General features: G+C 59.2%; 23 protein-coding genes. 10 read left to right on the top strand and 13 right to left on the bottom strand.

Annotated elements, in window-relative coordinates:
• The first annotated feature begins 689 nt into the window (after window positions 1-689).
• Both BJF91_RS11695 and BJF91_RS11690 read left to right on the top strand, forming a co-directional pair.
• Window positions 690-1,727: a glycosyltransferase family 2 protein gene (locus BJF91_RS11695; protein WP_075614707.1), complete on the top strand. Its 1,038-nt coding sequence runs from the start codon at window positions 690-692 to the stop codon at window positions 1,725-1,727.
• A 147-nt stretch (window positions 1,728-1,874) separates the two neighbouring features.
• Window positions 1,875-2,201 (top strand): HlyU family transcriptional regulator, encoded by a 327-nt coding sequence (locus BJF91_RS11690; RefSeq protein WP_075614706.1) that lies wholly within the window; start codon window positions 1,875-1,877, stop codon window positions 2,199-2,201.
• Window positions 2,202-2,301: 100 nt separating this feature from the next.
• Here the strand turns inward: BJF91_RS11690 and BJF91_RS11685 are convergent, their stop codons facing one another.
• The 5 genes from BJF91_RS11685 to BJF91_RS11665 form a co-directional block, all read right to left on the bottom strand.
• The gene (locus BJF91_RS11685; RefSeq protein WP_075615585.1) at window positions 2,302-4,320 is read right to left on the bottom strand and encodes a bifunctional 2',3'-cyclic-nucleotide 2'-phosphodiesterase/3'-nucleotidase; all 2,019 of its coding nucleotides are present in this window, start codon (window positions 4,318-4,320) and stop codon (window positions 2,302-2,304) included.
• Between the two features lie 163 nt (window positions 4,321-4,483).
• A complete protein-coding gene (locus BJF91_RS11680) occupies window positions 4,484-4,819 on the bottom strand; it encodes a PilZ domain-containing protein (protein ID WP_075614705.1) in 336 nt (111 codons plus the stop codon).
• A 133-nt stretch (window positions 4,820-4,952) separates the two neighbouring features.
• Window positions 4,953-6,542, bottom strand: coding sequence for an asparaginase domain-containing protein (locus BJF91_RS11675; protein ID WP_075614704.1), 1,590 nt, complete (start codon window positions 6,540-6,542; stop codon window positions 4,953-4,955).
• 21 nt (window positions 6,543-6,563) lie between these two features.
• The gene (locus BJF91_RS11670; protein ID WP_075614703.1) at window positions 6,564-7,058 is read right to left on the bottom strand and encodes a DUF1203 domain-containing protein; all 495 of its coding nucleotides are present in this window, start codon (window positions 7,056-7,058) and stop codon (window positions 6,564-6,566) included.
• A gap of 168 nt (window positions 7,059-7,226) precedes the next feature.
• Complete coding sequence (locus BJF91_RS11665) at window positions 7,227-7,586, bottom strand: lysozyme inhibitor LprI family protein (RefSeq protein ID WP_075614702.1); 360 nt, start codon at window positions 7,584-7,586, stop codon at window positions 7,227-7,229.
• A gap of 245 nt (window positions 7,587-7,831) precedes the next feature.
• Between BJF91_RS11665 and BJF91_RS11660 the strand changes: the two genes are divergently transcribed.
• Genes BJF91_RS11660 through BJF91_RS11650 form a run of 3 tightly spaced genes read left to right on the top strand, consistent with a single transcriptional unit; the run spans window position 7,832 to window position 11,081 of the window.
• The gene (locus BJF91_RS11660; RefSeq protein WP_075614701.1) at window positions 7,832-9,235 is read left to right on the top strand and encodes a DegQ family serine endoprotease; all 1,404 of its coding nucleotides are present in this window, start codon (window positions 7,832-7,834) and stop codon (window positions 9,233-9,235) included.
• Window positions 9,232-10,545, top strand: a complete 1,314-nt coding sequence (locus BJF91_RS11655; RefSeq protein WP_075614700.1) for a replication-associated recombination protein A — start codon at window positions 9,232-9,234, stop codon at window positions 10,543-10,545. The genes BJF91_RS11660 and BJF91_RS11655 overlap by 4 nt, the downstream gene beginning before the upstream one ends.
• The gene (locus tag BJF91_RS11650) at window positions 10,542-11,081 is read left to right on the top strand and encodes an MOSC domain-containing protein (protein ID WP_075614699.1); all 540 of its coding nucleotides are present in this window, start codon (window positions 10,542-10,544) and stop codon (window positions 11,079-11,081) included. The genes BJF91_RS11655 and BJF91_RS11650 overlap by 4 nt, the downstream gene beginning before the upstream one ends.
• A gap of 23 nt (window positions 11,082-11,104) precedes the next feature.
• Here the strand turns inward: BJF91_RS11650 and BJF91_RS11645 are convergent, their stop codons facing one another.
• Entirely contained in the window at window positions 11,105-11,410 is a 306-nt protein-coding gene (locus tag BJF91_RS11645) for a DUF1883 domain-containing protein (protein WP_075614698.1), read from the bottom strand.
• Between the two features lie 334 nt (window positions 11,411-11,744).
• The gene (locus BJF91_RS11640; protein WP_075614697.1) at window positions 11,745-13,064 is read right to left on the bottom strand and encodes an MFS transporter; all 1,320 of its coding nucleotides are present in this window, start codon (window positions 13,062-13,064) and stop codon (window positions 11,745-11,747) included.
• 345 nt (window positions 13,065-13,409) lie between these two features.
• Here BJF91_RS11640 and BJF91_RS11635 point away from each other — a divergent pair, with 345 nt between their 5' ends.
• On the top strand, window positions 13,410-14,081 hold the full coding sequence (locus BJF91_RS11635; RefSeq protein WP_324615712.1) for a LysE family translocator: 672 nt from the start codon (window positions 13,410-13,412) through the stop codon (window positions 14,079-14,081).
• Between the two features lie 15 nt (window positions 14,082-14,096).
• On the opposite strand, the gene BJF91_RS11630 is transcribed toward BJF91_RS11635, so the two are convergent.
• From BJF91_RS11630 to BJF91_RS11615, 4 genes are all read right to left on the bottom strand, one after another.
• A complete protein-coding gene (locus tag BJF91_RS11630) occupies window positions 14,097-14,423 on the bottom strand; it encodes a flagellar basal body rod protein FlgC (protein WP_075614696.1) in 327 nt (108 codons plus the stop codon).
• Between the two features lie 154 nt (window positions 14,424-14,577).
• Entirely contained in the window at window positions 14,578-15,420 is an 843-nt protein-coding gene (radC, locus tag BJF91_RS11625; protein ID WP_075614695.1) for a RadC family protein, read from the bottom strand.
• Window positions 15,421-15,423: 3 nt separating this feature from the next.
• The gene (gene map, locus BJF91_RS11620) at window positions 15,424-16,260 is read right to left on the bottom strand and encodes a type I methionyl aminopeptidase (RefSeq protein ID WP_075614694.1); all 837 of its coding nucleotides are present in this window, start codon (window positions 16,258-16,260) and stop codon (window positions 15,424-15,426) included.
• A gap of 79 nt (window positions 16,261-16,339) precedes the next feature.
• Complete coding sequence (locus BJF91_RS11615; RefSeq protein WP_075615583.1) at window positions 16,340-17,251, bottom strand: LysR family transcriptional regulator; 912 nt, start codon at window positions 17,249-17,251, stop codon at window positions 16,340-16,342.
• Between the two features lie 119 nt (window positions 17,252-17,370).
• On the opposite strand from BJF91_RS11615, the gene BJF91_RS11610 reads away from it, so the two are divergent.
• A complete protein-coding gene (locus BJF91_RS11610; protein WP_083943280.1) occupies window positions 17,371-18,444 on the top strand; it encodes a YeiH family protein in 1,074 nt (357 codons plus the stop codon).
• Here the strand turns inward: BJF91_RS11610 and sfsA are convergent, their stop codons facing one another.
• Window positions 18,445-19,152, bottom strand: coding sequence for a DNA/RNA nuclease SfsA (sfsA, locus tag BJF91_RS11605; protein WP_075614693.1), 708 nt, complete (start codon window positions 19,150-19,152; stop codon window positions 18,445-18,447).
• Between the two features lie 4 nt (window positions 19,153-19,156).
• Entirely contained in the window at window positions 19,157-20,941 is a 1,785-nt protein-coding gene (locus tag BJF91_RS11600) for a PHA/PHB synthase family protein (RefSeq protein WP_234801640.1), read from the bottom strand.
• Window positions 20,942-21,475: 534 nt separating this feature from the next.
• Between BJF91_RS11600 and BJF91_RS11595 the strand changes: the two genes are divergently transcribed.
• The 3 genes from BJF91_RS11595 (at window position 21,476) to BJF91_RS11585 (ending at window position 24,774) form a co-directional block, all read left to right on the top strand.
• Window positions 21,476-21,880: a hypothetical protein gene (locus BJF91_RS11595; protein WP_075614691.1), complete on the top strand. Its 405-nt coding sequence runs from the start codon at window positions 21,476-21,478 to the stop codon at window positions 21,878-21,880.
• Between the two features lie 281 nt (window positions 21,881-22,161).
• The gene (locus BJF91_RS11590) at window positions 22,162-23,379 is read left to right on the top strand and encodes an LL-diaminopimelate aminotransferase (protein ID WP_075614690.1); all 1,218 of its coding nucleotides are present in this window, start codon (window positions 22,162-22,164) and stop codon (window positions 23,377-23,379) included.
• A 72-nt stretch (window positions 23,380-23,451) separates the two neighbouring features.
• Window positions 23,452-24,774: a homoserine dehydrogenase gene (locus BJF91_RS11585; RefSeq protein WP_075614689.1), complete on the top strand. Its 1,323-nt coding sequence runs from the start codon at window positions 23,452-23,454 to the stop codon at window positions 24,772-24,774.
• Window positions 24,775-24,816: the final 42 nt, after the last annotated feature.

Raw genomic sequence — 24,816 nt, 5'->3', positions numbered from 1 at the left:
CTGTCGGGTCGCAACCGGGTCTTGTGAAGCCACTTACCGTAACAATAGAGAACTTCGGCAGGCGTATCGATATCGGAACCCTCGCATGTTGCTGGGTTGTTTCCAAAAATGCGATAAGAATTTCAAGTTTACTATTTATAGTTGTATTAATGGCTGCCTGATGAGTTCGATTTGCTTCTCCCTAAAGCCGCGCCTGCGGGGAATTTTGTTTCAATGTGGCTCAAGTCAAAGGTGATCTACGTTGTTAACCATAGGCACGAGTTTTCGAAGCGCCAAATGCAATCATCAATAGCGGATTTCGTTTACATAAAACCGCAAAAAACCGCGAAATATCCCCTCAGATCGAGGGATGTTCATCGTAGAAAATTTGCAAAATATTGATTTACAATATTTTTTTGTAATCCTACTGCATATTTCATGCTGTCCCATTTTGAGAAGTAGCCATGAATACATATGTAGCATAATGGCAATGCTAGCTTTGTTCCGTTGCTACTTTGAAAAAAATAGACCCAATAAATGGCGTTTCTGGATGTTGCTGGGTTCGGTAATGTTGTGTAAGCTTAATTTTGTATTAATGCTTTTTCTATGAACGCTCTAGCGCCAAGACGGTGCCTTAACAAGTGTCGGCTGCACGCGTGTTTGATAGCGCGTGCGGTAAAGGGTGTCTTTGAAGCAACGTGAGGTGTGTGATGAGTGTATCGGTTGCTGTCGTGATTCCCTTCTTCCAGAGGGAAAAAGGGATTTTATCCCGCGCTCTGGAGTCGGTGAAGTCGCAGAAAATCGATCGCGACGTCGAGATCAGCGTTATTGTTGTCGATGACAGCTCTCCTATTTCCGTCCATGAAGAGCTTGCCGATTTCAATCCCGGCACCAATCTGCGGCTTGTTGTACTTGAGAAGGAAAATGGTGGTCCTGGCGAAGCGCGTAATATGGCGCTGGATTACCTCGAAAACGACCCTGTCAATTATGTCGCCTTTCTCGATTCTGATGACGTCTGGCACGACAACCACATCCAGCGGGCGCTGGAAGGGCTGGCTTTTGGCGACTTTTTCTTCTGTAACCATGTTCGCGGCAAGTATTACGCCGATTACTTCATCAGCCTTCCGGGCACGCGCCGGGTGCTGGCCTGTGAGGACGAACTGACCTGCGGCGACAGCTACCGAGCATTCCGAAAGGGTCGTCTCGCAGAGGTGATGATCCGCGAATGCCCGCCACAGACTTCGACTGTCGTCTACCGCTTCAAGAAAAATGCCGGCCTGCGCTTTAACGGCGCGCTGCGCAGCGCTGGCGAAGACCATGTGTTCTGGATCGAACTTTGCCTGTTCAACGACACGGTCATTGACCCGAAGATCAATGTCAGCTGCCTTGAGGGCGTCAATCTCTATTGGTCCAACGTCTCCTGGGATAGCCCGAAGTCCGTTGCGATCCAGGGATGCCTGGCACTTCAGTACAATTACCTGAAGGACATGCCGGTCATCCTGCTGGCTGATCCGGAAACGGTTCTGTTCCGGCAGAAGCTTTACGAGGGCGCCTATACCTATGCGCTGCTGCGCGGTCTGGCCAAGGGCTACCTGCCCGATTTCAAGGTGATGATGCGGCTGGTGACGGCTTATCCGGGCTATCTGCTGCGGGCGCCGACGAGCTTCCAGTTCTTCCTGCGCAACCGTCGTGTCATGACCAATGAGACGGCCGTAAAGTCTCTTCCCGCTGAAGATGCTGTTGCATGATAGCGGTAGCCATGCCCGGATTGTCGGGCATGGTGGACGAAGGGGCTTGATTTTACCTGCCACATGCCGAAATGCTACTTGATCTTCATGGCCGGTGCGCGCTTGCGCCCGTGCCTTGATATTGTTTGCAGGCAGAGGGCAGTTGCAATGGCATCCTTTCTTTCCAAGATCTTCTCAGCCTTTTCGGGCTCTTCCTCCTCTGGTGAGACAAAGCAGTCGCCTGCCGCCGAACCTCAACTGCATGGCGATTGCCGCATTTATGCAGAGCCGATCAAGGAAGGCAGCCAGTTGCGCCTGGCAGGCCGGATCGAGAAGGATGTGAACGGCGAAACGCTGGTGCGCAGCTTCATCCGTGCCGACATGTTTACCTCCCGCGAGGATGCACTGGACTGCACCTTCCGCAAGGCGCGTCAGATCATCGATCAGAACGGGCCGTCGCTGTTTGCCGATGGCGCCAAGGAACGAAACGCCTGATCGGCCTCAACTTCTTCTGAAAGTTCTACAATGAAAAATGCCCGGACGACGATCCGGGCATTTCACTATTTTGCGGCTCTTTTTAAGGACAGATGCGGTCTTAGAGATAGATCCGGTAATTGGCGAAGCCATCTGCACCGTCGCCGGCATCTTCGATCTTTGCGCCTTTGATCTCGGCCGCAAAGGGGCGGCTCTTGGGGCCGGTCTGGAAGCTTGCGGTCGTATCGGCAAGAGCAGCAAGCCGCCAGTTGCCGTCGGCGCTCGGGTTGATGGTGCCCTGGGCAACGATATAGCGGACGATGACGTCTCTGTTGGTGTCAGGGCCGACGAAAATCACCTTGTCGGAGGCGATATCGGGGAAATGGCCGCCGCCGCCAGCGCGGTAATTGTTGGTGACGACAACGAACTTCTCCTCGGCATCGATCGGCTTGCCGTTGAAGCTGAGGTTCTTGATCCGGTTGCTGTCCGCGTTGATCGGCTTGCCGTCCTTGTCGTATTTGGCCGGTTGCGAAACGTCGATTTCGTAGGTGACGCCGTCAATCACGTCGTAATTGTAAGTCGGGAAGTCGAGATTGATCAGCGGTGCATCCTTGGAGCCCGGCTTGATCTGGTTGAACAGACCGGCTGACATTTCCAGCCAGTTCTTCACCTGCGCGCCGGTGATCAATACTGCCTGAACGGTGTTGGGATAGAGATAGAGGTCCGAGACGTTCTTGATGGCGATGTCGCCGGCGGGAACGTCGGTATAATAGTCAGCACCGCCGCGACCGCCGGCCTTGAAGGGTGCTGCTGCCGACAGGACCGGATAGTCCTTGTATTTCGTCTCCTTCAGCATGTCCTTGATGTACCAGGTCTGGGCATTGGACACGATCTGAACCGAAGGATCATCGGCGACCAGGGAAAAGTAAGAATAGAGTGGCGCCGAAGTCTTGCCGACAGGGGTGCGCACGTAAGCGAGCGTTGCTTCGTGTTCGTCCTTGATGGCAGCGACCACTTCGGGTTTGTCGCGCACGTCCGCGATAACTTTCTTTGTATCGTCGCGGTGATAGATGGGCCGGGCCTCAACGGTGAAGTCGACGATCTTCCAGTTTTTGCCGTCCTTTTCGAGCATCAGGTCGATCAGGCCCATATGCGAACCCCAGAAGCCAGCCATGACGGCGGGTTTGCCCATCAGCGTTCCCTTGAGCGGATCGGCGCCCTGGACTCCGTCCCACGTCTTCGGGCCCGGGAAAACCAGATGCTGGTGCCCGGTGAAGATCGCATCTATGCCTTCGACGGCAGCAAGATAGAGGGAGGCATTTTCCATCCGTTCGCTCTGGCCGTTGCCATCGATGCCGGAGTGGGAAAGGGCGATGACGATATCGGCGCCTTGTTCCTTCATGACGGGCACCCAGGCGCGGGCCGCCTGAACGATATCGCGGGTCTGGGCCTTGCCTTCGAGGTTCTTGGCGTCCCAGAGCATGATCTGTGGCGGCACGAAACCGATGAAACCGACCTTGACGGTGCTTTCGTTGCCGGCACCGTCCTTGATGGTCTTGTCGATGATGGCGAAGGGCTTGAAGAACAGGTCATCGTTCTTCGGATCGCTGGCAAGCTGCCCCTTGGTCAGGTTGGCGCAGACCAGCGGATACTTGGCGGCGGCCAGCGTGTTGAACATGAAGTCGAGCCCATAGTTGAACTCGTGATTGCCCAATGTGCCGCAATCGTAGCCCAGCGTGTTCATCGCCTTCATGACCGGATGCACGTCGCCGGCCTTGATGCCTTTTTTATAGGCCATGTAATCGCCCATTGGGCTGCCCTGCAGCAGGTCGCCATTGTCGATCAGCATGGAGTTTCCGGCTTCGGCGCGGATCTCGTCGATCAGCGTTGCCGTGCGGGTCAGGCCCATCGTGTCATTGGGCTTATCGGCATAATAGTCATAAGGCATCAGGTTGACGTGGATATCGGTCGTCTCCATCAGCCGCAGATGCGCCTGGTTGGCGGCTGCCCGTGCTGCAAACGGATGCAGCATGATCAATGCGCCAGCTGCAGCGGCGCCGCCCAGCAGCGCGCGCCTGGAGATGGGATGCAGATCCGGAGACAAGCGGTTGCGGGAGGGCAGGTCAACGAGTGGCGACATGAAGGGCTCCTGGCAAATAGCATGAACGATGCGTTGGCATCGCAAATCAGTTGCCTTCATATCATGACAGGTTGATGATGTTTATTTCAAAAGCATCACGGACGGCAGAATGCCGGTCCTGTCAATTTCATTTGCGGCGGAATCCCGCAGCCTTGCGCGACACCTATCGCTTCAGGACGGGACGGACTTCCTGATGGAAATTACGGAAGTAAGCCGCTACCTTGGCAATGGAATTGCTGTTCTGGCGAAACTGGATCCCCATCCGACCGCCGCGATTCCAGCGAACAAGCCCTTCCAGCAAGCCGATTTCATCATTCTCAATCACGATCGTGCTGCCTGCAGATGCATGGAAAGCAGTGTGGAGTTCGATCGCGAGCCCGGAGCGCGAGATGTCGATAATCCGGCAGTCTGCAATCTGGCGCATGTAGCGCACAGCACTATCCATGCGGCAACGGCTTCTGGGAGCTGAGCGGACGTCCATTTTCAGATTGTTTTGCATGGTGCTGTCTTTGTTGCTTATGACAGCTCAACAATATCCATGCTCGATCGCCATCGAGTAAAAAAATCCACTCAAATTATTACCATGTGCCGAGACGGCGCATCCCCTGCCGAACACCGGCACTTTGCCGCATTCAGAGGCTGACCGTTTTCGTCCAGAGGGTCCGGCTTTTCCCATAATCCTCGATGCTGAGCGTTACGCTGCAGCCATCCGCAGCCTGTGTGAGACGCAGCCGGGCGGCGGCGCAATCGTCCTTACCGCTCTCGCTCTGCCAAAGAAGTTCGCTGTTGCGGCTGTGGAAGGCAAGGTTGCCACTGCCCATGATGTGCAGGCGACCGGGCAGGGCGGCTTTGTCCGGTGCTTCCAGCATCGACCAGAGCACCGCGCCGCTGCTGTCGCGCAATTGCGGGCCTGTCTTGGTGTCGTTGATCAGGCTGCCGCTGCCATTGAAGGTCGTCAGCGACTGGCCCGGCAAAAGCACGGCGTTGCTGCGGCTGTCGAGCCTGGAGATGTCGGTCATTTCCCCGACGAGTGGCGTTTGCATCAGATATTTGACGTCGTCGAGGGTCCAGCCGTTTTTGCGACGGGCGGCGATCAGCACGGTGAGCTTGGCAATCGAGGCCATCACAGTCATATCGACGGGGTTCAGCGCACCGATTTTCGGCAGCCAGGCGCCGGCTGCATAGGCGTTGTAATCGACGGCGCCTTGCAACACTTGGGTATTGTCGACGATGACGACGCCTGCGCGGTTTGCTTCGTCCAGCGCCTGATAGATGGCGCCTTTTGCAGCCTCCCTGGCATTGCCGCTCGGGAAATTGCCTTCGCCATAGGACTGCAACACCAGCCCTGAAATGCCTTTGCCAAGGCAGGCGCGGATCATTTCGGCTAGAAGCGCCGTCGCCTCGGCGGGGTTATAGCGGGCGGGGAAGGCGCCAAGCGTGATGACCGGTGCCTTGTCGATATCGGCAGCGATGGCGTCCAACTGTTCGAGAACGCCGGCGCGTGCCGTTTGGTCGTCGAGGCTTGTGGCGGGTGAGACCGGCGGTTGAGGCATCAGGTCCGGATTCAGCCCGAGCGTAATGCCATATTGACCTATCGGCGGGAAATTCGGGCTGGAAAAGCCGCGAAACTGGTTGGCATCGGCTTTGACCACGCGTGAGCCGCGCATCAGCAGGCTGTCGAAGAAGACGCAGACGCCGGGAATGCCTGCCTGGGCGGCAGCGATTGCCCCGCAAACGTTCTGGAAGGCATCGGTATTGAAGCTCATGCCCGAAATCGTGCCCGGCGCTGGCGAATGGAACAGCGGCACCTGCGACCCCGTGAGGATCACCGGCTTGCTCAACTCGGCAAGCACGGTGCCATCTGCGGCAAAGCGCGCCAGCAGCATCGACAGCGCCGTGCCGCTGAAATCCATCGTGTCGGTGCCATGCAGCACGATCCAACCATCGACGCTGTCGTAGCGCTCCAGGATGGCGCGGGCGATCAGGCACCAGTCGGATGGCTGTAGATTGGTGCTATCGAGCATGCCCGTCGCGCTTTCGGGAAAAGCGAGGTCGGTCACGTAATCCAGCTGAAGATCGGGAAAGGCCTGAAGCAGGATGGGGTCGAGATGAGTCTGGCAGGCGGCCTTGAATTCGACGCTGGTCATCGGCGCCAAGGGGTTGCCAACGCAGCTGATCGTGCCGCCCGTATTGATCACGCCAATCTTCAAAATCGCCTCCATCAGCGGGCTTTCCGCTGTTTCCTATCTCTCCGGCAGGTGTTTTTCTGCCGTAACCCGCTCGATCCTGCATTGAAAGCAGTTGTTGCGCGCGGATCGGACATGCACATAGGCGATATTTTCGTCCTGGAGAAGCGCCTTTGCACGCGCTGCAATCTCTGATGTGGGCGTCACCGCGCCGGTGCCATAGACGATGCGATCGTCATGGCCATAACCGCGCACGATGTAGTCGGGGCTGTCGAAGATCGGCGGCAACCGGTCCCCACCATCATAGGCCGTGCATTGCATGGCATGCAGGAAGATTGGACCGGTCTCGGCATAGGGCTGCAGCGCCGGGAAGGGACGGTAGGCGACGGTCAGGTAGGGCTGACCTTCGGCAATGGGCGCGAGGCAATGGCGGCATTGGTAGCCGCCGGGCGACAGGCGCTGTTCCGGCGCGCAGCCATAGGCATCCGGTTCGCCGTTTCGATAGGCGGCCGCGATTGATGATGGCATGGGAGTAAAGCGGATGGAGGGCATGTCTGGCTCCTTTGTGAGGGTCTATGCCAGACATGTCATCTCAGGACGCCCGCCCAAGCCACCCGGTTCTTGCCAATACTGAAATAAGTTACGGCCTGTCGAAACATTGCTGCTGGTCTGGCGAAATTGCCATTTGCAGACGGCCAGCGGCGATTATGGGACGGACTGTTAGATCGGCCGCTCGATCTTGTCGTAGACGCCCATCAGCGCCTTCAGACGCGCCTCATAGGCTTTGGCTATGCAATCGGTATCGGCATTGCAGGCTTGGCGGCTTTTCAGCCAAGTGGTCTGCTGGTCCTGCAATTCGCCGCGATTGCCCATGGGCAGCAGGCCGGAGATCAGTTCGAAGGTCGTGACCATCTTCACGTCGAGGTCATTGAGGGCGCGATTGTCGCAGATCGCCTTTTCGTCGGCTTTCAGATCCGTCTTGCTGCAGTCGAAGCTCGCCGCATGACTCTGCTGGGGAGCGAGGCAGAGCGTGGCAAGAACAACGGTGCAGGCAGCGGCCAATTTCAAGGTGATGGACATTCAGATTCGCTCTCCAGTGATGCAGTCAGCCAAATGGCTAATCATCAATGTTCTACAAAGGCAAAGGTTCCCAATTCAGCGGCCCGCCTTGACGCAGCGCCGCAGTGGTTTTTCCCGCACTGCGCCTGACCTGCTTGAAATGGCGATGGTTTGCCACAATTTTCACGGATGAGCCTATTTTGCTTTGCCAGAACCTCCCATAAGACTTGCTCAACAAGGTTTAGGGGATTGAAGAGGAAACCCGAATGCGTGGCCTGAAACTGATCTCTCCTGCTGTCATCGTTCTTGCCTTTATGGCAAGTTCTCCCGGCCAGGCGCAGGATGCCAAGACCCTGCCGCAAAGCCGCACCGAGATGCAGATGTCGTTTGCGCCGCTGGTCAAGCAGACCCATGGCGCCGTCGTGAATGTCTATGCCGAGCGGGTCGTGCAGAGCCGCGCAAGTCCGTTTGCAGGCGATCCCTTTTTCGAGCAGTTCTTCGGCCAGCGTTTTCCAAATCGCACCGAAAAGCAGACCTCGCTCGGATCGGGCGTGATCGTGGAAGACAACGGAACGGTCATGACCAACTACCATGTCATTGCCGGCGCCGACGATATCAAGGTGGCGCTGTCCGATGGCCGTGAATATCCGGTCAAGGTGCTGCTCAAGGACGAGCGGCTGGATCTTGCGGTGTTGAAGGTCGATGCAAAGGAAAGCCTGCCCACGCTCAAGATCGCCGATTCCGACAAGATCGAGGTTGGCGATCTGGTTCTGGCGATCGGTAATCCCTTCGGCGTCGGTCAGACTGTCACGAGCGGCATCGTTTCGGGTCTTGCCCGTAATCAGGTGTCGGAAGGCGATTTCGGCTTCTTCATCCAGACCGATGCTTCGATCAATCCCGGCAATTCCGGCGGCGCGTTGATGAACATGAATGGCGAGTTGATCGGCATCAACACCGCGATCTTTTCCAAGGGCGGCGGTTCGAACGGCGTTGGTTTCGCGATTCCCGCCAATCTGGTCAAGGTGTTCCTGGCTGCGGCCGACAAGGGTGAAAAATCCTTCGAACGGCCCTATGTCGGCGCTACCTTTGAGCCGGTCACCTCGGATGTTGCCGATGCGCTTGGCCTGAAGCAGGTGCTCGGCGCGCTCGTGACAAAGACGGTGCCTGATGGTCCGGCTGAAAAAGCCGGCATCAAGGCCGGGCAGGTAATCACCGCCGTCGATGGCGTCACGGTCGAGCATCCCGATGCGCTGAACTACCGGCTGACCACGACAGGCCTCGGCAAGCCGGTGACGCTCAGCGTGATCGAGGACGGCAAGCCGAAGGAGATCAGCTTGACGCTGGCCGGAGCGCCTGAGACCCGGCCGCGCGACGAGCAGGTGATCAAGGACGGCAGCCCGTTCGAAGGTGCGACCGTCGGCAATTTGTCACCGCGGCTTGCCTATGAGCTGAAGCTCAACACGCAGGCATCAGGCGTTGCGATCACAGCGGTTGCCGATGGCTCCGTGGCGCAGCGGCTGGGCTTTCAGCCCGGCGATATCATCGTTTCCATCAACGGCGTCGATGTCGCCACTTCCCGTGACATGGTAAAAATCGCCAAGTCGTCGCCATCCTATTGGCGGGTGGAAATCGACCGCAATGGCCAGCGGCTGCGGCAGATGTTTCGATGAGTGATCTGTTCGCCCCGAAGCTGGATGAGGATATGGCGGCCCGACGGCCGCTGGCGGATCGGCTGCGGCCGAAGACGCTCTCTGATGTGACGGGGCAGGATCATCTGACCGGGCCGGACGGTGTACTGGCCCGGATGATTGCTTCGGGTTCGCTCGGCTCGATGATTTTCTGGGGGCCTCCGGGCACCGGCAAGACCACGGTCGCCCGGCTGCTGTCGGGCGAGGCGGAACTAGCCTTCGAGCAGATTTCGGCGATTTTTTCCGGCGTGGCCGATCTGAAGCGGGTGTTCGAGGGCGCCCGCGCCCGGCGCATGTCCGGACGCCAAACGCTGCTGTTCGTTGACGAGATCCATCGGTTCAATCGCGCCCAGCAGGACAGTTTTTTGCCTGTTATGGAAGACGGTACGGTCATTCTGGTTGGCGCGACCACCGAGAACCCGTCTTTTGAGCTCAATGCCGCTCTTTTGTCACGCGCCCGCGTGCTGACCTTCAAGTCCCATGATGAGGCGAGCATCGAAGTGCTGCTGCAACGGGCAGAAGCGACGGAAGCAAAGCCGCTGCCGCTCGACGAGGCCGCCCGCGCCAGTCTGATCCGCATGGCCGACGGCGATGGCCGCGCGGCGCTGACGCTGGCCGAAGAAGTCTGGCGGGCGGCGCGCAAGGACGAGGTCTTTGATACCGAAGGCCTGGCGCGGATCGTGCAGCGGCGGGCGCCTGTCTATGACAAAGGCCAGGACGGCCATTACAATCTGATTTCGGCGCTCCATAAGTCTGTGCGCGGCTCTGACCCGGATGCGGCGCTCTACTATCTCTGCCGGATGTTCGATGCAGGCGAAGACCCGCTTTATCTCGGGCGTCGGCTGGTGCGCATGGCGGTGGAGGATATCGGCCTTGCCGACCCGCAGGCGCTGGTGATCTGCAACGCAGCCAAGGACGCCTATGATTATCTCGGCTCCCCGGAAGGGGAACTGGCGTTGGCGCAGGCCTGCGTCTATCTCGCCACCGCGCCGAAATCCAACGCAGTCTATACCGCCTACAAGGCCGCCATGCGGGTGGCCAAGGAACATGGCTCGCTGCTGCCGCCCAAGCATATTCTCAACGCTCCGACCAAGCTGATGAAAGGCGAGGGCTATGGCGACGGCTATCGCTACGACCATGACGAGCCGGATGCCTTTTCCGGCCAGGATTATTTCCCTGAAAAGCTCGGCCGCCAGACCTTCTACGATCCGCCGGAGCGCGGCTTCGAGCGCGACATCCGCAAGCGGCTGGACTGGTGGGCAAAACTGCGACGGGAGCGCAACGAAACATGAGCAAGGTCGAAGCTGTCAGCCGTGCAGAAGCGCACCAGTTCAGCAAACCGGTGCTGGCGGAGATCATGCTTCTGGCCGGCTTGGGTGTGGAGGGAGATGCCCATCTCGGCGTGACGGTGCAGCACCGCTCGCGCGTCGCAAAAGATCCGAGCCAGCCGAACCTGCGCCAAGTGCATCTGATCCATAGCGAATTGCTGGAGGAATTGGCCGGCAAGGGCTTTGCGGTACGCGCAGGCGATCTCGGGGAAAATATTCTGACACTTGGTGTCGATCTGCTCGGCCTGCCGGAGGGCGCCCGCCTGCATATTGGTGCGACTGCGGTTATTGAGGTCACCGGCTTGCGCAATCCCTGCAAGCAGATCAACGACTTTCAGCCGGGCCTGATGCAGGCGGTTCTGGACCGCGATGCTGGTGGCGGACTGATCCGCAAAGCCGGAGTGATGGCCGTCGTAATCAACGGGGGGCCTGTGCGTTCAGGTGATGCTATCCGCGTTGAACTGCCGTCAGAACCGCATCAGCCCTTAAGTCCCGTCTGACCTTCGATCAACGGGCCGGTTAATCACCCCGCCTTGCGCACCTTTGTCGGGGGCGTCACCAGCTTGACAGAGGATTCAGCCAGGCCATGATGGCCTTCCATGTCGACGATTAGATGCCAATGGGCGCTTTCGGGAACGACGATCTTGACGGGAGCCTTCTTCGCTACGCCGCCGGCATATTTGTAGTCCAACCCCTCCTTGAAGCGTTGGAAATTGGGCGCCGTCATCAGCCGGACATTGTTGATGGCGTTCAATTGGACTTCAAGAATGGTACCCGCCCGCAATTCCTTGAGGTCGTAATGGGTGAACCGGAAGCTCGGTTTCGTCATGAGGTCCTCCTCCCGCCTGTCAATCTGATGTCATCCCGGTCTGAGCCTGCCGGGGCGGCCCTCGGCGGTGTATGAATGGCTCGATAGAACTTCTCTCGGCCCATGGGCCTTGGGAAAACGTCAAGTGATACGGTAAAAGAAGAGCATTAAGGAAAAGTAAGGTAAACCGAACGGAACTTATCGGTTTGATGCCCGTTATGCGGTTGGGTTGGCGACGAAGGTCTCGTATCCCCCTATCGAGGTTTGACCGTCAACCCTCCAACCTCTGGTTACCCCGCCCTGGCTCTGCCGGGCGGGGATTTTCTTGTGTTTTTTCAATTTACAATGTGGTTTTTCACTCAGATTCGCGATCGATGTGCGATGTCTGGCGCGTGTCGGGCATGACGGCATAGACCACCAGCGACACGGCGATGCAGCCCGAAACATACCAGTAGAACCAGTGTTCGACACCAGCCTCCTTGAACCACAATGCGACATATTCGGCTGTGCCGCCAAAGATCGACACGGTGAGCGCATAGGGCAGGCCAACGCCCAAGGCGCGTACGCCAGTTGGAAACAGCTCCGCCTTCACCACCGCGTTGATCGCCGTATAACCTGACACGATCACCAGTGCGGCGATGATGATCAAAAAGGCTTCGAAGGCATTTGAAGCGGTGCTGAGCGTCGTCAGCAGCGGCACGGTGCAAATCGAGCCCAGCACGCCGAAGGCGATCAGCACGGGCCGCCGGCCGATCTTATCGGAAATCCAGCCCACCACCGGCTGCAGGCACATGTAGACGAACAGTGCCCCCGCCGACACCAGGGTCGAATCGTCCTTGCTGAGGTGGACGGTGTTCACAAGAAATTTCTGCATGTAGGTCGTGTAGGTATAGAAGGCGACCGTGCCGCCCAATGTCAGGCCGATGACGGTCACGACTTGTCTCGGATACTTCATCAACTCACGCAGCGGGCTACCGAGGTTTTTGCCTGCCGTCCGGCTGAACTGTTCGGTCTCGGCCATGTTACGGCGCAGAAACAAGGCGATAATTGCCAAACCGCCACCGATGACGAAGGGAATGCGCCAGCCCCAGGCCTCAAGCTCCGCCGGCGTCAGCAGCAGTTTTTGCAAGAGCAGCAGCACCAGGATAGCGCAGAGCTGGCCGCTGATCAGCGTGACATATTGAAAGCTCGAGTAGAAGCCGCGCCGCTCTTTCGTGGCCATTTCCGAGAGATAGGTGGCGCTGGTACCATATTCGCCGCCAAGGCTGAGCCCTTGCAGCATGCGCGCCAGCATCAGGACCGCGGGCGCGGCATAGCCGATCGTGGCAAAGCCCGGTGTTACCGCAATCATCAACGAACCGAAGCACATCAGTAGCACGGACAGTGTCAGTGCCGACTTGCGGCCGCGCCGGTCGGCATAGGCACCGAAGAACCAGCCGCCGACAGGGCGCATGATGAAGCCGACTGCGAAAATGCCCGCGGTGTTGAGCAATTGCGCGGTCGGGTTGCTGTTGGGAAAGAAGGACGGTGCGAAATAGAGCGAGAAGGCCGAATAGACGTAGAAGTCGTAATACTCGACCATGTTGCCGATCGATCCGCTGAAAATCGAGCGCAGCCGGCGCGCCATGTCGCCCGTGCCCTCCTGCGGCGGATTTGATGCCTGTCCGTTCGCCATACCGTTTCCTCCTTCTACTGTTCTTCTCCTGCCATGGCTGTCACTTATGGAGGTGACGGGGCAGGCCATGGCGCCATCCCGGCAGCGTTGCACGCCCCGACACCGTCTCGCAAGACGTGAATTAGGCAAAAGGGACATGCCCACAAGGGCCCGGTTCAGCACTTGCGCCACTGGCCGGAAACTTTGGCCAAAACCTGTTCCGATTTAAGGGATTATGCAGTACAGGGGGCGTACTTTACCCGAAGCGGCGCTGTTTCAACGGTTAATGTCATAACGCACGAACCGGATTGCCGTTTGCAGCGTTAGGCAGGCGTGAAGCGGCCGCAGGGCTGGCGAGACCTTTTTATGCTTTCATCCGTCACGGATAAGGCCTCTGTGACGGAGATGTCGATGCTGTTCATCCTGCTGGTCAAGGGCTTTCTGGTCGGCGTTGCCGTGGCCGCGCCAATCGGGCCGATAGGCACGCTCTGCATCAACCGCACGATGGAGCGTGGCTTCTGGCATGGCGTCTCAACGGGGATTGGGGCGGCACTTGGTGACATGGTGTTTGCCATCGCCGCTGCCGCCGGTTTCGCGGCCATGCAGGATTTTCTTGTTGAGATTTCGCTGCCGCTCAAGCTGGTTGGGGGCATTTTAATTCTGGTGATCGGCATCAGGATGCTGACACCCAGACCGCTGATTGCGGCGGCAGAGATCGAGGCGAGCGACATTATCCGGACGACCGTTTCCACCTTTGCGCTAACGATTACCAATCCAGCGACCGTGTTCGGCTTTGCCGCTTTGTTTGCCGGTGCCGGTCTTGCCGATACGGATGGTATCAGCCCGTTCTTCCTGGTGGCCGGGGTGTTTCTGGGGTCACTTGCCTGGTGGTTTGCGCTCTGTGGGGCGGTCGTCTGGCTACAGCGCCGTCTGCCTGACAATTTTGCCCATTGGGTGCAGCGCGGGTCTGCATTCCTGCTGATCGGCTTCGGCCTGGTGTCGCTGGCGTTGGCGGCCCGGCAATATTTCGGCGGGTGAGGGCGACGCGGCGCGTCAGTCCCGCTTGATGCTCATCAGCATGTCCCACATGTCGGCGCCGGCCTCAAACACTTTGGCATTGGCGGCGAAGGCCTGGTGAGCCCCGATCATCTCGGTCATCTCCTGTAAGGGATCGACATTGGAGACATCAGGCGTGACGGGTTCCTGAGTGGATCGTGCCGTTGTGGCTGTCACGCCTGCGCCATCGGCGGAAAGATCGGTATTCAACCGGCGATAGCCCGGTGTATCGGCGTTGGCGATGTTGCTCGCGACATTGCTGACGCGAACCTGCTGGGCCAGCATGCCTGACGTTGCCGTGTTCAAGATCCCGGAAATGCTCATCGCTCGCTCCTTGCCGTCAATCTCCATGAATACGGAAGGTCCTTTACCGAAGGCTAAAGGATCACGCTTAACGGAGAGTCGGCGCAGATGTCGCAAGTGTCTCGCCATGGGACGACCGGCTTGATCGCCCATAAAACTGCGGCGTCGCGGGGTGTCAGATCAGCCGCAGCCCCTTCAGGCTGGCATGTCCCTGTTTGCCGATGATCACGTGGTCATGCACGGTAATACCAAGCGGCTTGGCGGTATCGATGATCGTCTTGGTCATGTCGATATCGGCGCGCGACGGGGTCGGATCGCCGCTGGGATGATTGTGCACAAGGATGATGGCCGTTGCCGAAAGCTCCAGGGCGCGCTTGACCACTTCGCGAGGATAGACGGGCGTATGATCGACGGTGCCGCGGCCCTGGATCTCGTCGGCAATCAGCGCATTGCGCTTGTCGAGAAACAGGATGCGGAATTGTTCTGTCGTCTCATAGGCCATGGCCGCATGGCAGTAATCGATAACGCTCGACCACGATGACAGGACCTGCTTGCCCTTCAACTCGCTTTTCAGCATGCGTTGCGAAGCTGACGAGATCAGCTTGAGATCGAGGGCGACGGTTTCACCGATGCCTTTTACTTCCTGCAGCAGGCTGTGCTTGGCCCCGAACACGCCGGCCAGGCTGCCGAACCGGTCGAGCAGGGCCTTGGCAATCGGCTTGGTGTCGCGTCTCGGGATCAGCCGGAATAGCAGCAGTTCCAGCACCTCGTAATCGGCAAGCGCCTCGTCGCCCTTCTCCTTGAAGCGCTGACGTAACCGCTCGCGGTGGCCGTGATAATGCTCCACCTGCTTGGTCGCCGGCTCGGGCGCCTTCTTGACGGCTTTCGGCTTTTGCACCTGCTCGGCAAAAAAGCCACGCTCATCCTGCTCGTCATCAAAGGCCTCCGCCTCGATATCGTCTGGAAGCGAAACCTGTTCTGGCTCGTCGGAGAGCGGAAGACGCGGCGGCCGGTTCATCGCTCAGCCTTGTAAGGGTGGCAGGCCCGGCCGGTCGAGGCCAGCGGGCGACAGCGTGAAGATCTCGCAGCCCGTGGCGGTGACGCCGACGGCATGTTCGTATTGGGCTGTCAGCGAACGGTCGCGGGTGACGGCGGTCCAGCCATCGGCCAGAACCTTCACATGCGGCTTGCCGAGGTTGATCATTGGCTCGATGGTGAAGATCATGCCCTCACGGATTTCAGGACCTTCATCCGCCTTACCGTAATGCAGGATATTCGGGCTGTCGTGAAACAGTTGGCCGACACCGTGACCGCAGAAATCGCGCACGACGGAGCAGCGCTGCGCCTCAGCAAAGCTCTGGATCGCCGCGCCGATCGCGCCGGTGCGGGCGCCCGGACGCACGGCGGCAATGCCGCGCATCAGGCATTCATGGGTGACTTCCAAAAGCCGCTCGGCGGAGCGCTTGATCTCGCCGACCGGGTACATCCGGCTCGAATCGCCGTGCCAGCCATCAACGACATAGGTGACGTCGATATTGACGATATCGCCTTCGCGTAGCGGCTTGTCATCGGGAATGCCGTGGCAGACAACATGGTTGATCGAGGTGCAGACCGAATGGCGATAACCGCGATAATTCAGCGTTGCCGGCAGCACGCCATGGTCCATGCCGAATTCGAACACGAAACGGTCGATCTCATTGGTCGTCACGCCCGGCTTGACGATCGGCACGAGGGCATCGAGGCATCGCGCCGTGACCTGGCAGGCCTTGCGCATCGCCTCGAAAGCGTCCGAACCGTAAAGGCGTATCGCGCCGGTATTCTTGAGCGGCGCGGTCGCCGCGTCGATGTAATTTACCATTCAACTGTCCCGCATTCATTCCAGCGTTTTACATACCGCAGGCAGAGGTTGTTCGTCCATCACGTTCGGACGGTTGCGCTCAATTCTTGAACAGACTGCGACCATGGTCGTCCGGCTGCGAGCATAATTGCAGGAACTGCCGCGCCGCGCCGCTCATCCGTCGTTCCCGGTGGCGAAGCGCTGTGAACCGCCGCGGCGCAAGCGGCACCGGCACGATCGCCAGCGCATCGGTTTCGACCAGCGCCTGAACTGTCGAGCGCGATAGCAGGCTGGCGCAGCCGCCTTCCGTCAAGGCCGACAATACCGCCTCGTTGGATGGGAAGGTGAGGGCGATCACCAGTTGGTGTGGGTCGATGCCCAGGCTCTGCATCGCTTGCTCGAAATAGGCGCGGGTGCCGGAACCCGGCTCGCGCAGAACCCAGCGGCTGGCGGCAAGCGCTGCCGGCAGATCGGCAACCGGCTGCGTAAGCGGATGCCCCTTGGGCACGACGATCACCATCTCATCCTCGGCCACGACAAGATGTGAGAGAACCTGCGAGGGTATCTCCGCCTCGACGAAGCCAAGTTCCGCGCGACCGCCTTCCACCGCTTCGGCGACAGAGGCCGAATTGCCGATGGTTAGATCGAGTATGATCTCGGGATAGCGGGCGCGAAAGCGCATCATCTGGCGCGGCAGCCAATGGCCGGCAACGGTCTGGCTGGCATAGAGGGCGAGCCTTCCACGATTCAGCCCGCCCAATTCGGCCAGCACGAGAGTGGCGCGATTGGCTGCAGCAAGCGTGGCGCGGGCTTCCTCCAGAAAGATCCTGCCCGCTTGAGTCAATTCGATACCGCGCCCTACCCGGTCAAACAGCAGCACATCGTGATTGGTTTCCAATGCGCGGATGGCGGCGCTGACCGCGGATGGGGTCAAGCCGAGCGCTTGCGCTGCCCGCGTCACGTGCTGACGTTCGGCCACGGCCAGAAAGATCGCAAGTTGCTCGAGGGTCATGGAAGGATGCCTTGCAAAAGTGATCGTGAAATATTTTCGCATGAACTATCGCATATTATGCGATGGAGTGAAACGAACCGAGGGCGCAAAACCAGTTTAGTTGATCAAGGGTTTTCACCATGCGCACGTCTTCTCACTCCGGTACCGCCACCGACCGCTTCATTAGTCCGGAAAGCATCGGCCGCGGCCGGCTGTCGAGGCTATTGCCGGGGATAGCGCTCGCGACCGGCGTGTCGCTTTGCGGCTATGGCGTGACCTATGGATTGCAATGGGCAACCGGGGTAATGCCCGTCGATCCGCTCGTCTGGTGCATCCTGCTCGGCACATTGGTCAACAGTCTGCTGGCGCTATCGCCAAAGGTGCAGCCAGGGGTTCATTTCTGCGCCAAGATCGTGCTGGAGGCGGCCATTGTGCTGCTCGGCGCATCGATAAGCCTTCAGGAGATTGCTGGCGATGGCCTGGCGCTCGTGCTTGGTATCATGGCTCTGGTCTGCTGCGGTCTTGTCAGCAGCTATGGAATCGGTCGTTTGTTGGGGCTTTCGCATCGCCCGGCACTGCTTGTGGCCTGCGGCAATTCTATCTGCGGCAATTCCGCGATCATGGCGGCGGCGCCTGTAATCGGCGCGGATGCGAATGAGGTGGCCTCGTCCATTGCCTTCACAGCCGTGCTCGGAATTCTCGTCGTGCTGCTTCTGCCGCTGCTCGGGGCCTTGGCTGGGCTTGACGCCCGCCATTACGGCATGGTCGCTGGCATGGTGGTCTATGCTGTGCCGCAGGTGCTGGCGGCAACGTCATCTTTCGGTTTGGTCAGCCTGCATGTTGGCACGTTGGTAAAGCTGGTGCGGGTGATGATGCTCGGACCTGTTCTGTTGGCGCTGGGCATGATTTCCAGCCGCAGAGGCGAGGGACGGGAGGGTGCGGCGAAGATAGGCTTTGCGCATTTGGCGCCCTGGTTCATCCTCGGCTTCCTGGCAATGATGCTTGCCCGCTCGGCTGGCCTATTGCCTCAGGGTCTGATTGCACCGTCGCAACATATTTCCGGTTTTTTCACCACCCTTTCGATGGCCGCCCTTGGGCTTCAGGTCAATCTGCGCGGTTTGCTTGCCTCTGGCGGTCGCGTTCTCGCCGCCGGCAGCCTGTCGATCATGGCCCTGACTGGCATCGCGCTGATGATATCAGGGCTGATGGGGTAGCTAGACAGTAAGACGCACCGGCACGCCTCGAACCGGAGCAATGCCCTCAGGCGTCACGCTGCACTTGACGGCATAGGCTTCGACCCCTTGCGCCACCGCTGCCGTAAAGGCGCGGCCATAGGCGGGGTCGAGATCGGCTGAGATCGCCAGCGCCTCGCAATCTGGTCGCTGGATCACGTAGAGCATTACGGCCCTTGTACCTGATGCCACCAGCTTTGCCATCTCGTTCAGATGCTTGGCGCCGCGTGTGGTGACGCTGTCTGGAAATTCAGCCAATCCCGTCTGCCTGACGAAATGGACGTTCTTGATCTCGACATAGCAATCGACCCTGTCAGGCGCCGACAGCAGCAGGTCGATGCGGGAGTTTTCGCCGTAGCGCTGCTCGGTGCGGATTTTCTCGTAGTGTAAGAGATCGCTGACCAAGCCGAGCCGGATTGCCTCCTGTGCCAGGCGGTTGGGCAGGGCGGTATTGACGCCAACCAAGGTGCCTTCAGCCTCTATCATCTCGAAAGCATAGCGATACTTGCGGTTCGGGCTGTCATGCTGCGACAGATAGATGCGCGAACCGGGCGTGGTCAGCCCGCGCATCGAGCCGGTATTGGCGCAGAAGCCGGCGATCTCACGCCCATCCTCCAGGACAGCGTCGAACAGGAAGCGCTTGTAACGGCGGATGAGGGTTGCCGCCACCAGCGGTGGGTCGAAGATCATGCGTTCAGACGCGCTCCAGCACGTAGGAGCCGGGCGCATCGCCAATGGCGTTTAGCGCATTTCCGCCGGGCAGGCGGGCATCGACACGCCGCTTGTCCAGGCTTTCGATCCATTGCTGCCAATGTGGCCACCAGGAGCCCGGCGTCTCCTCAGCGGTCGCCACCCAATCCTCGAAGCTGCCATCCGGCTTGCCATTGGTCCAGAACTGATATTTGCGCTTGTCCGGCGGATTGACAACGCCGGCGATATGGCCCGAGCCGCTCATCACATAGGTCACGGGGCCACCGAAGCAGGCAGAGCCGATGAAGACCGACTTTGCCGGCGCGATGTGGTCTTCCTTGGTGGCGAGATTGTAGATCGGGATCTTGACGTCCTTTAGCGACAGGGTCTTGCCATCCAATTCCATCTTGCCGCGCGCCAGATTGTTTTCGAGATAGCAGTTGCGCAGGTAGAAGGAGTGATTGGCCGCTGCCATCCGGGTCGAATCGGCGTTCCAATAGAGTAGGTCGAAGGCGGTCGGGTCCTGGCCCTTCAGGTAGTTGTTGACGAAATAGGGCCAGATTAGTTCGGACGAGCGCAGCATGTTGAAAGCGGTCGCCATTTTCGAGCCATCGAGATAGCCCTTTTGCTTCATGCGCTCTTCCAGGCCGCGCACCTGTTCCTCATCGACGAAGACCTTGAGATCGCCGGCATAGGTGAAATCCACCTGGGTGGTAAACAGCGTGGCGCTGGCGATGCGGGTATCGCCTTCCTTGGCATGCAGCGCCATGGCCGCCGACAAAAGCGTGCCGCCGACGCAATAGCCGATGGCATTGACCTGTTTCTCGCCGGTTGCCTTTTCCACCGTATCGAGCGCGAAATCGACGCCCTCACGAATATAGGACAGCCAGTCCTTCTTTGCATGGCGCTCATCAGGATTGACCCAGGAGATCACGAAGACCGTGTGGCCCTTGTCGACGCAATATTTGATGAAGCTCTTTTCCGGATTGAGATCGAGAATATAGAATTTGTTGATCCAGGGCGGGCAGATCAGCAATGGCCGCTTCAGCACCTTGTCCGTCGAGGGTTCGTACTGGATGACTTCGCAGACATCGCTCTGCGCCACGACCTTGCCCGGTGACAGCGCCATATTGGTGCCGACGGCAAATTTCGATGTATCGGTCTGGCGCATCCTCAACTCGCCGCGGCCGGCGGCCATGTCTTCGGCGAACATCTTCATGCCCTTGACCAGATTGGCGCCGCTGGTGGCGACCGTCTCACGGTAGAGCTGGGGATTGGTCATGACGAAGTTGACTGGCGATAGCGCCGCCGTCATCTGCCGCATGTAGAACAAGGCTTTGTGGCGCGAATGCTCATCCATACCCTCGGTGTTCTCGACCAGCTTCTCGGCCCAGTCCGATAGAACGAGATAGGCCTGACGCAGGAAATCGAAGAAGGGATTGCGCTGCCAGTCCGCATCGGCAAAGCGCTTGTCCTTGATAGGCTCCGCCGCCGGCGTGGCCGCCATCGGCATGGAAAAGCGGGTCATGCTCTTCATCCAGACACCAAACAGCGATGTCATCAGATGCGTCTGCGCCTCCAGGCTGCGCTGCGGGTCGGCCATCCAGTATTCGGCAACGCCGGTCAGGGTCTTGACCAGCTCCACCGCCGGCTCGGCGACGGGATCGTTGATCTCACCCTTTTCGCGCGGTGCGAGCCAGGTGGAGGCGGCCTTGCCGAGATTTTCCAGCGCTTTGGCCAGATTGACTGCCAGAGCCTCCGGGTCCTTGACGATATAGGGCTCGATCATCGAAGGGTCGAAACCTGCGGCGCCAGCGCCTGCCTGACCCCCATGGCCCGCGCCAGCCTTGTCGGCGCCCGGCTTATCCGCGCTGGCCTGGCCTGCTGCGGTCTTGGTCATGTTTGGCTGCTGATTCGCAGCGGACTGCCGGGCTGCGCCGTTGTCATCGGCCTTTTGTGGCTGGGCTGCCTTGGCAGAGGACTTAACCTTTGTGGCTGGGTCTTTTGCCCCGGCTTCCGGCGCTTTGCGCGTAGGGCGGGATGGACGTTTGCGAGCCTGATCCTTCGATACTGTGGTCAACGCCATCTCCCCTTTGTCATTCTCTTTTTTATGTTTGCCTATCCTGCCTGAAAATGACTACAAGTTCCAGACGGATGAAAGATGTAGATCAAATCAGGTCGCCATCTTTTGCAATTTCCGCGCTTGTTGTCTCTCGATCTTCGCGTCTCTGCTGTGGAAAACGAGGTGCCTGCGCGGTTGTGTCGCCACTGCCGGGTGACGTTGGCCCGGCATCTGTGCCGGTGGAATTGGTTGGGTTTGACTATGGTTTCGAACGTCTCTTTCGTTTTGCGGATTTCGGCTGTACGTGGTGTGTCGAGGCTGGCTACGGTCGGCGCAATCGCTGGCGCCTCTGTCGGTCTGCTTGCGCTCGCCGGCTGCAACAGCACGGCCGCTCCGGCGCGCCAGAATCATGTCGACGTGACCGTGACAGATAAGGCCGATCCCGCGGCAACAGCCTATACGACGCCGGACGGTTATCCCGAATTCTCCAAGCCTCTCACGGCTGCCAATGTGCAGATGAGCAATGACGAGGCTAAGGAGATGAGCACGCGGCTGTCAGCTCTCGGCGCCCAGCGCAAATCCGGCCAGATCAGCCAAGCACAATACGATCGCAAGGTCGAAGAAATGCGCAAGCTCGCCAAGCAGGGCCAGCCGGCCAGCCAATAAGGCCGCGCCGTACCATTGACCCTCAATTAGCCCTTGCCTTGCCCGGCTTTTGGCCGCAAAGCAAAAATGAGCGACGGTCGCATCTGCCGTATCCCGTGTGCATGTCAGGCCAGCCTGGCCGTACGAAGCCGGGCAGGGGTGAGCGGCCTAAAATTACCGCGAATCATTGCAATCTGCGGTATCGTGCCTGCACCCCGGTTTACCCGGTCCGTTTTCGGGGATGCAACAGTGGAAACGGATCGTCCGCCAGGCTGAGGGCCTGCGGTTCAACGAGGTCTGAAATGGAAGAGTTTCACAAAGTCCGGCGTCTGCCGCCCTATGTTTTCGAACAGGTCAATCGTTTGAAGGCAAGCGCGCGAGCCGGTGGCGCTGACATCATCGACCTCGGCATGGGCAATCCCGATCTTCCGACGCCACAATCCGTCGTCGATAAGCTGTGCGAAGCTGTGCAGGACCCGCGCACGCATCGCTATTCCTCTTCCAAGGGCATTCCCGGCCTGCGCCGTGCCCAGGCCGCCTATTACGCTCGTCGTTTCAACGTGAAGCTCAATCCCGATACCCAGGTCGTCGCGACGCTGGGTTCCAAGGAAGGCTTTGCCAACATGGCGCAGGCGATTACCGCGCCGGGCGATGTCATTCTCTGCCCGGATCCGACCTATCCGATCCATGCCTTCGGCTTCCTGATGACCGGCGGCGTGATCCGCTCGATCCCGGTCGAGCCGGACGAGACCTTCTTCCCGCCGCTGGAGCGGGCCGTGCGCCATTCGATTCCGAAGCCGCTGGCGCTGATCATCAATTATCCGTCTAATCCGACCGCCCGTGTTGCCTCGCTGGATTTCTACAAGGACGTGATCGCTTTTGCGAAGAAGCATGATCTGATCGTGCTCTCCGACCTTGCCTATTCGGAAATCTATTTCGACGGCAACCCGCCGCCGTCGGTGCTGGAAGTACCCGGCGCCATGGATGTTGCGGTGGAATTCACCTCGATGTCCAAGACCTTCTCCATGCCTGGCTGGCGCATGGGCTTTGCTGTCGGCAACGAGCGGCTGATCTCGGCGCTTGCGCGCGTTAAATCCTATCTCGACTACGGCGCCTTCACGCCGATTCAGGTCGCTGCTACCCACGCGCTGAACGGTGATGGCACAGACGTTGCCGAAGTGCGCAATATCTACAAGCGCCGCCGCGACGTACTGGTCGAAAGCTTCGGCAAGGCCGGCTTCGAGATTCCGCCGCCGGCAGCCACCATGTTTGCCTGGGCAAAGATTCCTGAGAAGTTCCGAGATCTCGGCTCCCTGGAGTTTTCCAAGCTGCTGGTGGAAAAGGCTGACGTGGCCGTGGCGCCCGGTATCGGTTTCGGCGAGCAGGGTGATGATTACGTCCGCATCGCGCTGGTCGAAAACGAGCATCGCATCCGTCAAGCGGCGCGTAATTTGAAGCGCTTCCTGTCCACGGCTGACGATACGCTGCATAATGTCGTGTCACTCAACGCCCACCGTTGATTTTATTTTAAAGAGCGGCCCATTCGCGGCCGCTCCCTTCCCATGTTTCCAGTAGCATATCAGGATTATCTCATGGCTGATGCCCTTAAGATCGGCATTGCGGGTCTCGGTACCGTCGGTGCGTCGCTGGCGCGGATCTTGCAAACCAGGGCCGACGCGCTCACTGTTTCCTGCGGTCGCGCCATTTCCATTGCGGCAGTCTCCGCCCGTGACCGCAGCCGCGATCGCGGCATCGATCTCTCCGGCATCGAGTGGTTCGCGACGCCGATGGAGCTCGCGGAAAAGGCCGATATCGATGTCTTCGTCGAATTGATCGGCGGCGCCGAGGGCGCGGCGGACCAGTCGGTGCGCGTAGCCCTTAGCCGTGGCCTGCATGTGGTGACTGCAAACAAGGCGCTCTTGGCCCGGCACGGTGTCGAACTGGCCAAAATGGCCGAAGACAAGGGCGTGCTGCTCAACTACGAGGCGGCGGTCGCCGGCGGCATCCCTGTTATCAAGACGCTGCGTGAATCCTTGACCGGCAACCAGTTCTCCCGAATCTACGGGATCATGAACGGCACCTGCAATTACATCCTGACCCGGATGGAAAAGGAAGGTCTGAGCTTTGCCGAATGCCTGACCGAAGCGCAGCGGCTCGGCTATGCCGAGGCGGATCCGAGCTTCGACATCGATGGCAATGATACGGCCCACAAGCTGTCGATCCTGACAACGCTGGCCTTCGGCAGCCAGATCGCTGCCGACGATATCTACCTCGAAGGCATCAGCAATATCTCTATCGACGACATCCACGCTGCGCGCGATCTTGGCTACCGGATCAAGCTGCTCGGTGTTGCCCAGAAGACCGCGACCGGTATCGAACAGCGGGTGCATCCAACCATGGTGCCGCTCGATTCGGTAATTGCCCAGGTCGATGGCGTCACCAATGCCGTAGCGCTCGAATCCGACATTCTCGGCGAATTGCTGATGGTCGGCCCCGGCGCCGGCGGCAATGCCACAGCCTCGGCTGTGCTCGGTGACATCACCGATATCGCGAAGAGCCGGCCGGGCGCCCAGAAGGTGCCGGTGCTGGGCCGCCCCGCCCATCTGCTTGAGCCCTATGTCCAGGCCGAGATGACGCGCCACGAAGGCGGCTATTTCATCCGTCTGACGGTAGAGGACCGCACCGGCGTATTCGCCAGCATTGCCACGAAAATGGCCGAGAATAACATCTCGCTCGAATCGATCGTTCAGCACTCCCAGACCGGCAGCGGCGACGATCATTCGAAGACGATCATCCTCGTGACCCACGCGACGCTCGAAAAATCCGTTCGCACGGCCGTTGCCGCGATCAAGGAGGAGGGCTATCTGCTGGGTGAGCCGCAAGTGATCCGCATTGAGCGGCCGAAAACGGCGTAATGCCCGTTCCCTGGAGCGGCCACACCGGAGTTGCTTCATAGA

Origin of the sequence: Gillisella taibaishanensis, assembly GCF_001938985.1 — a bacterium.
GTDB lineage: Bacteria > Pseudomonadota > Alphaproteobacteria > Rhizobiales > Rhizobiaceae > Allorhizobium > Allorhizobium taibaishanense.
The sequence above is the reverse complement of the archived record's forward strand: the minus strand, read 5'-3'. Positions and strand labels throughout refer to the sequence as shown.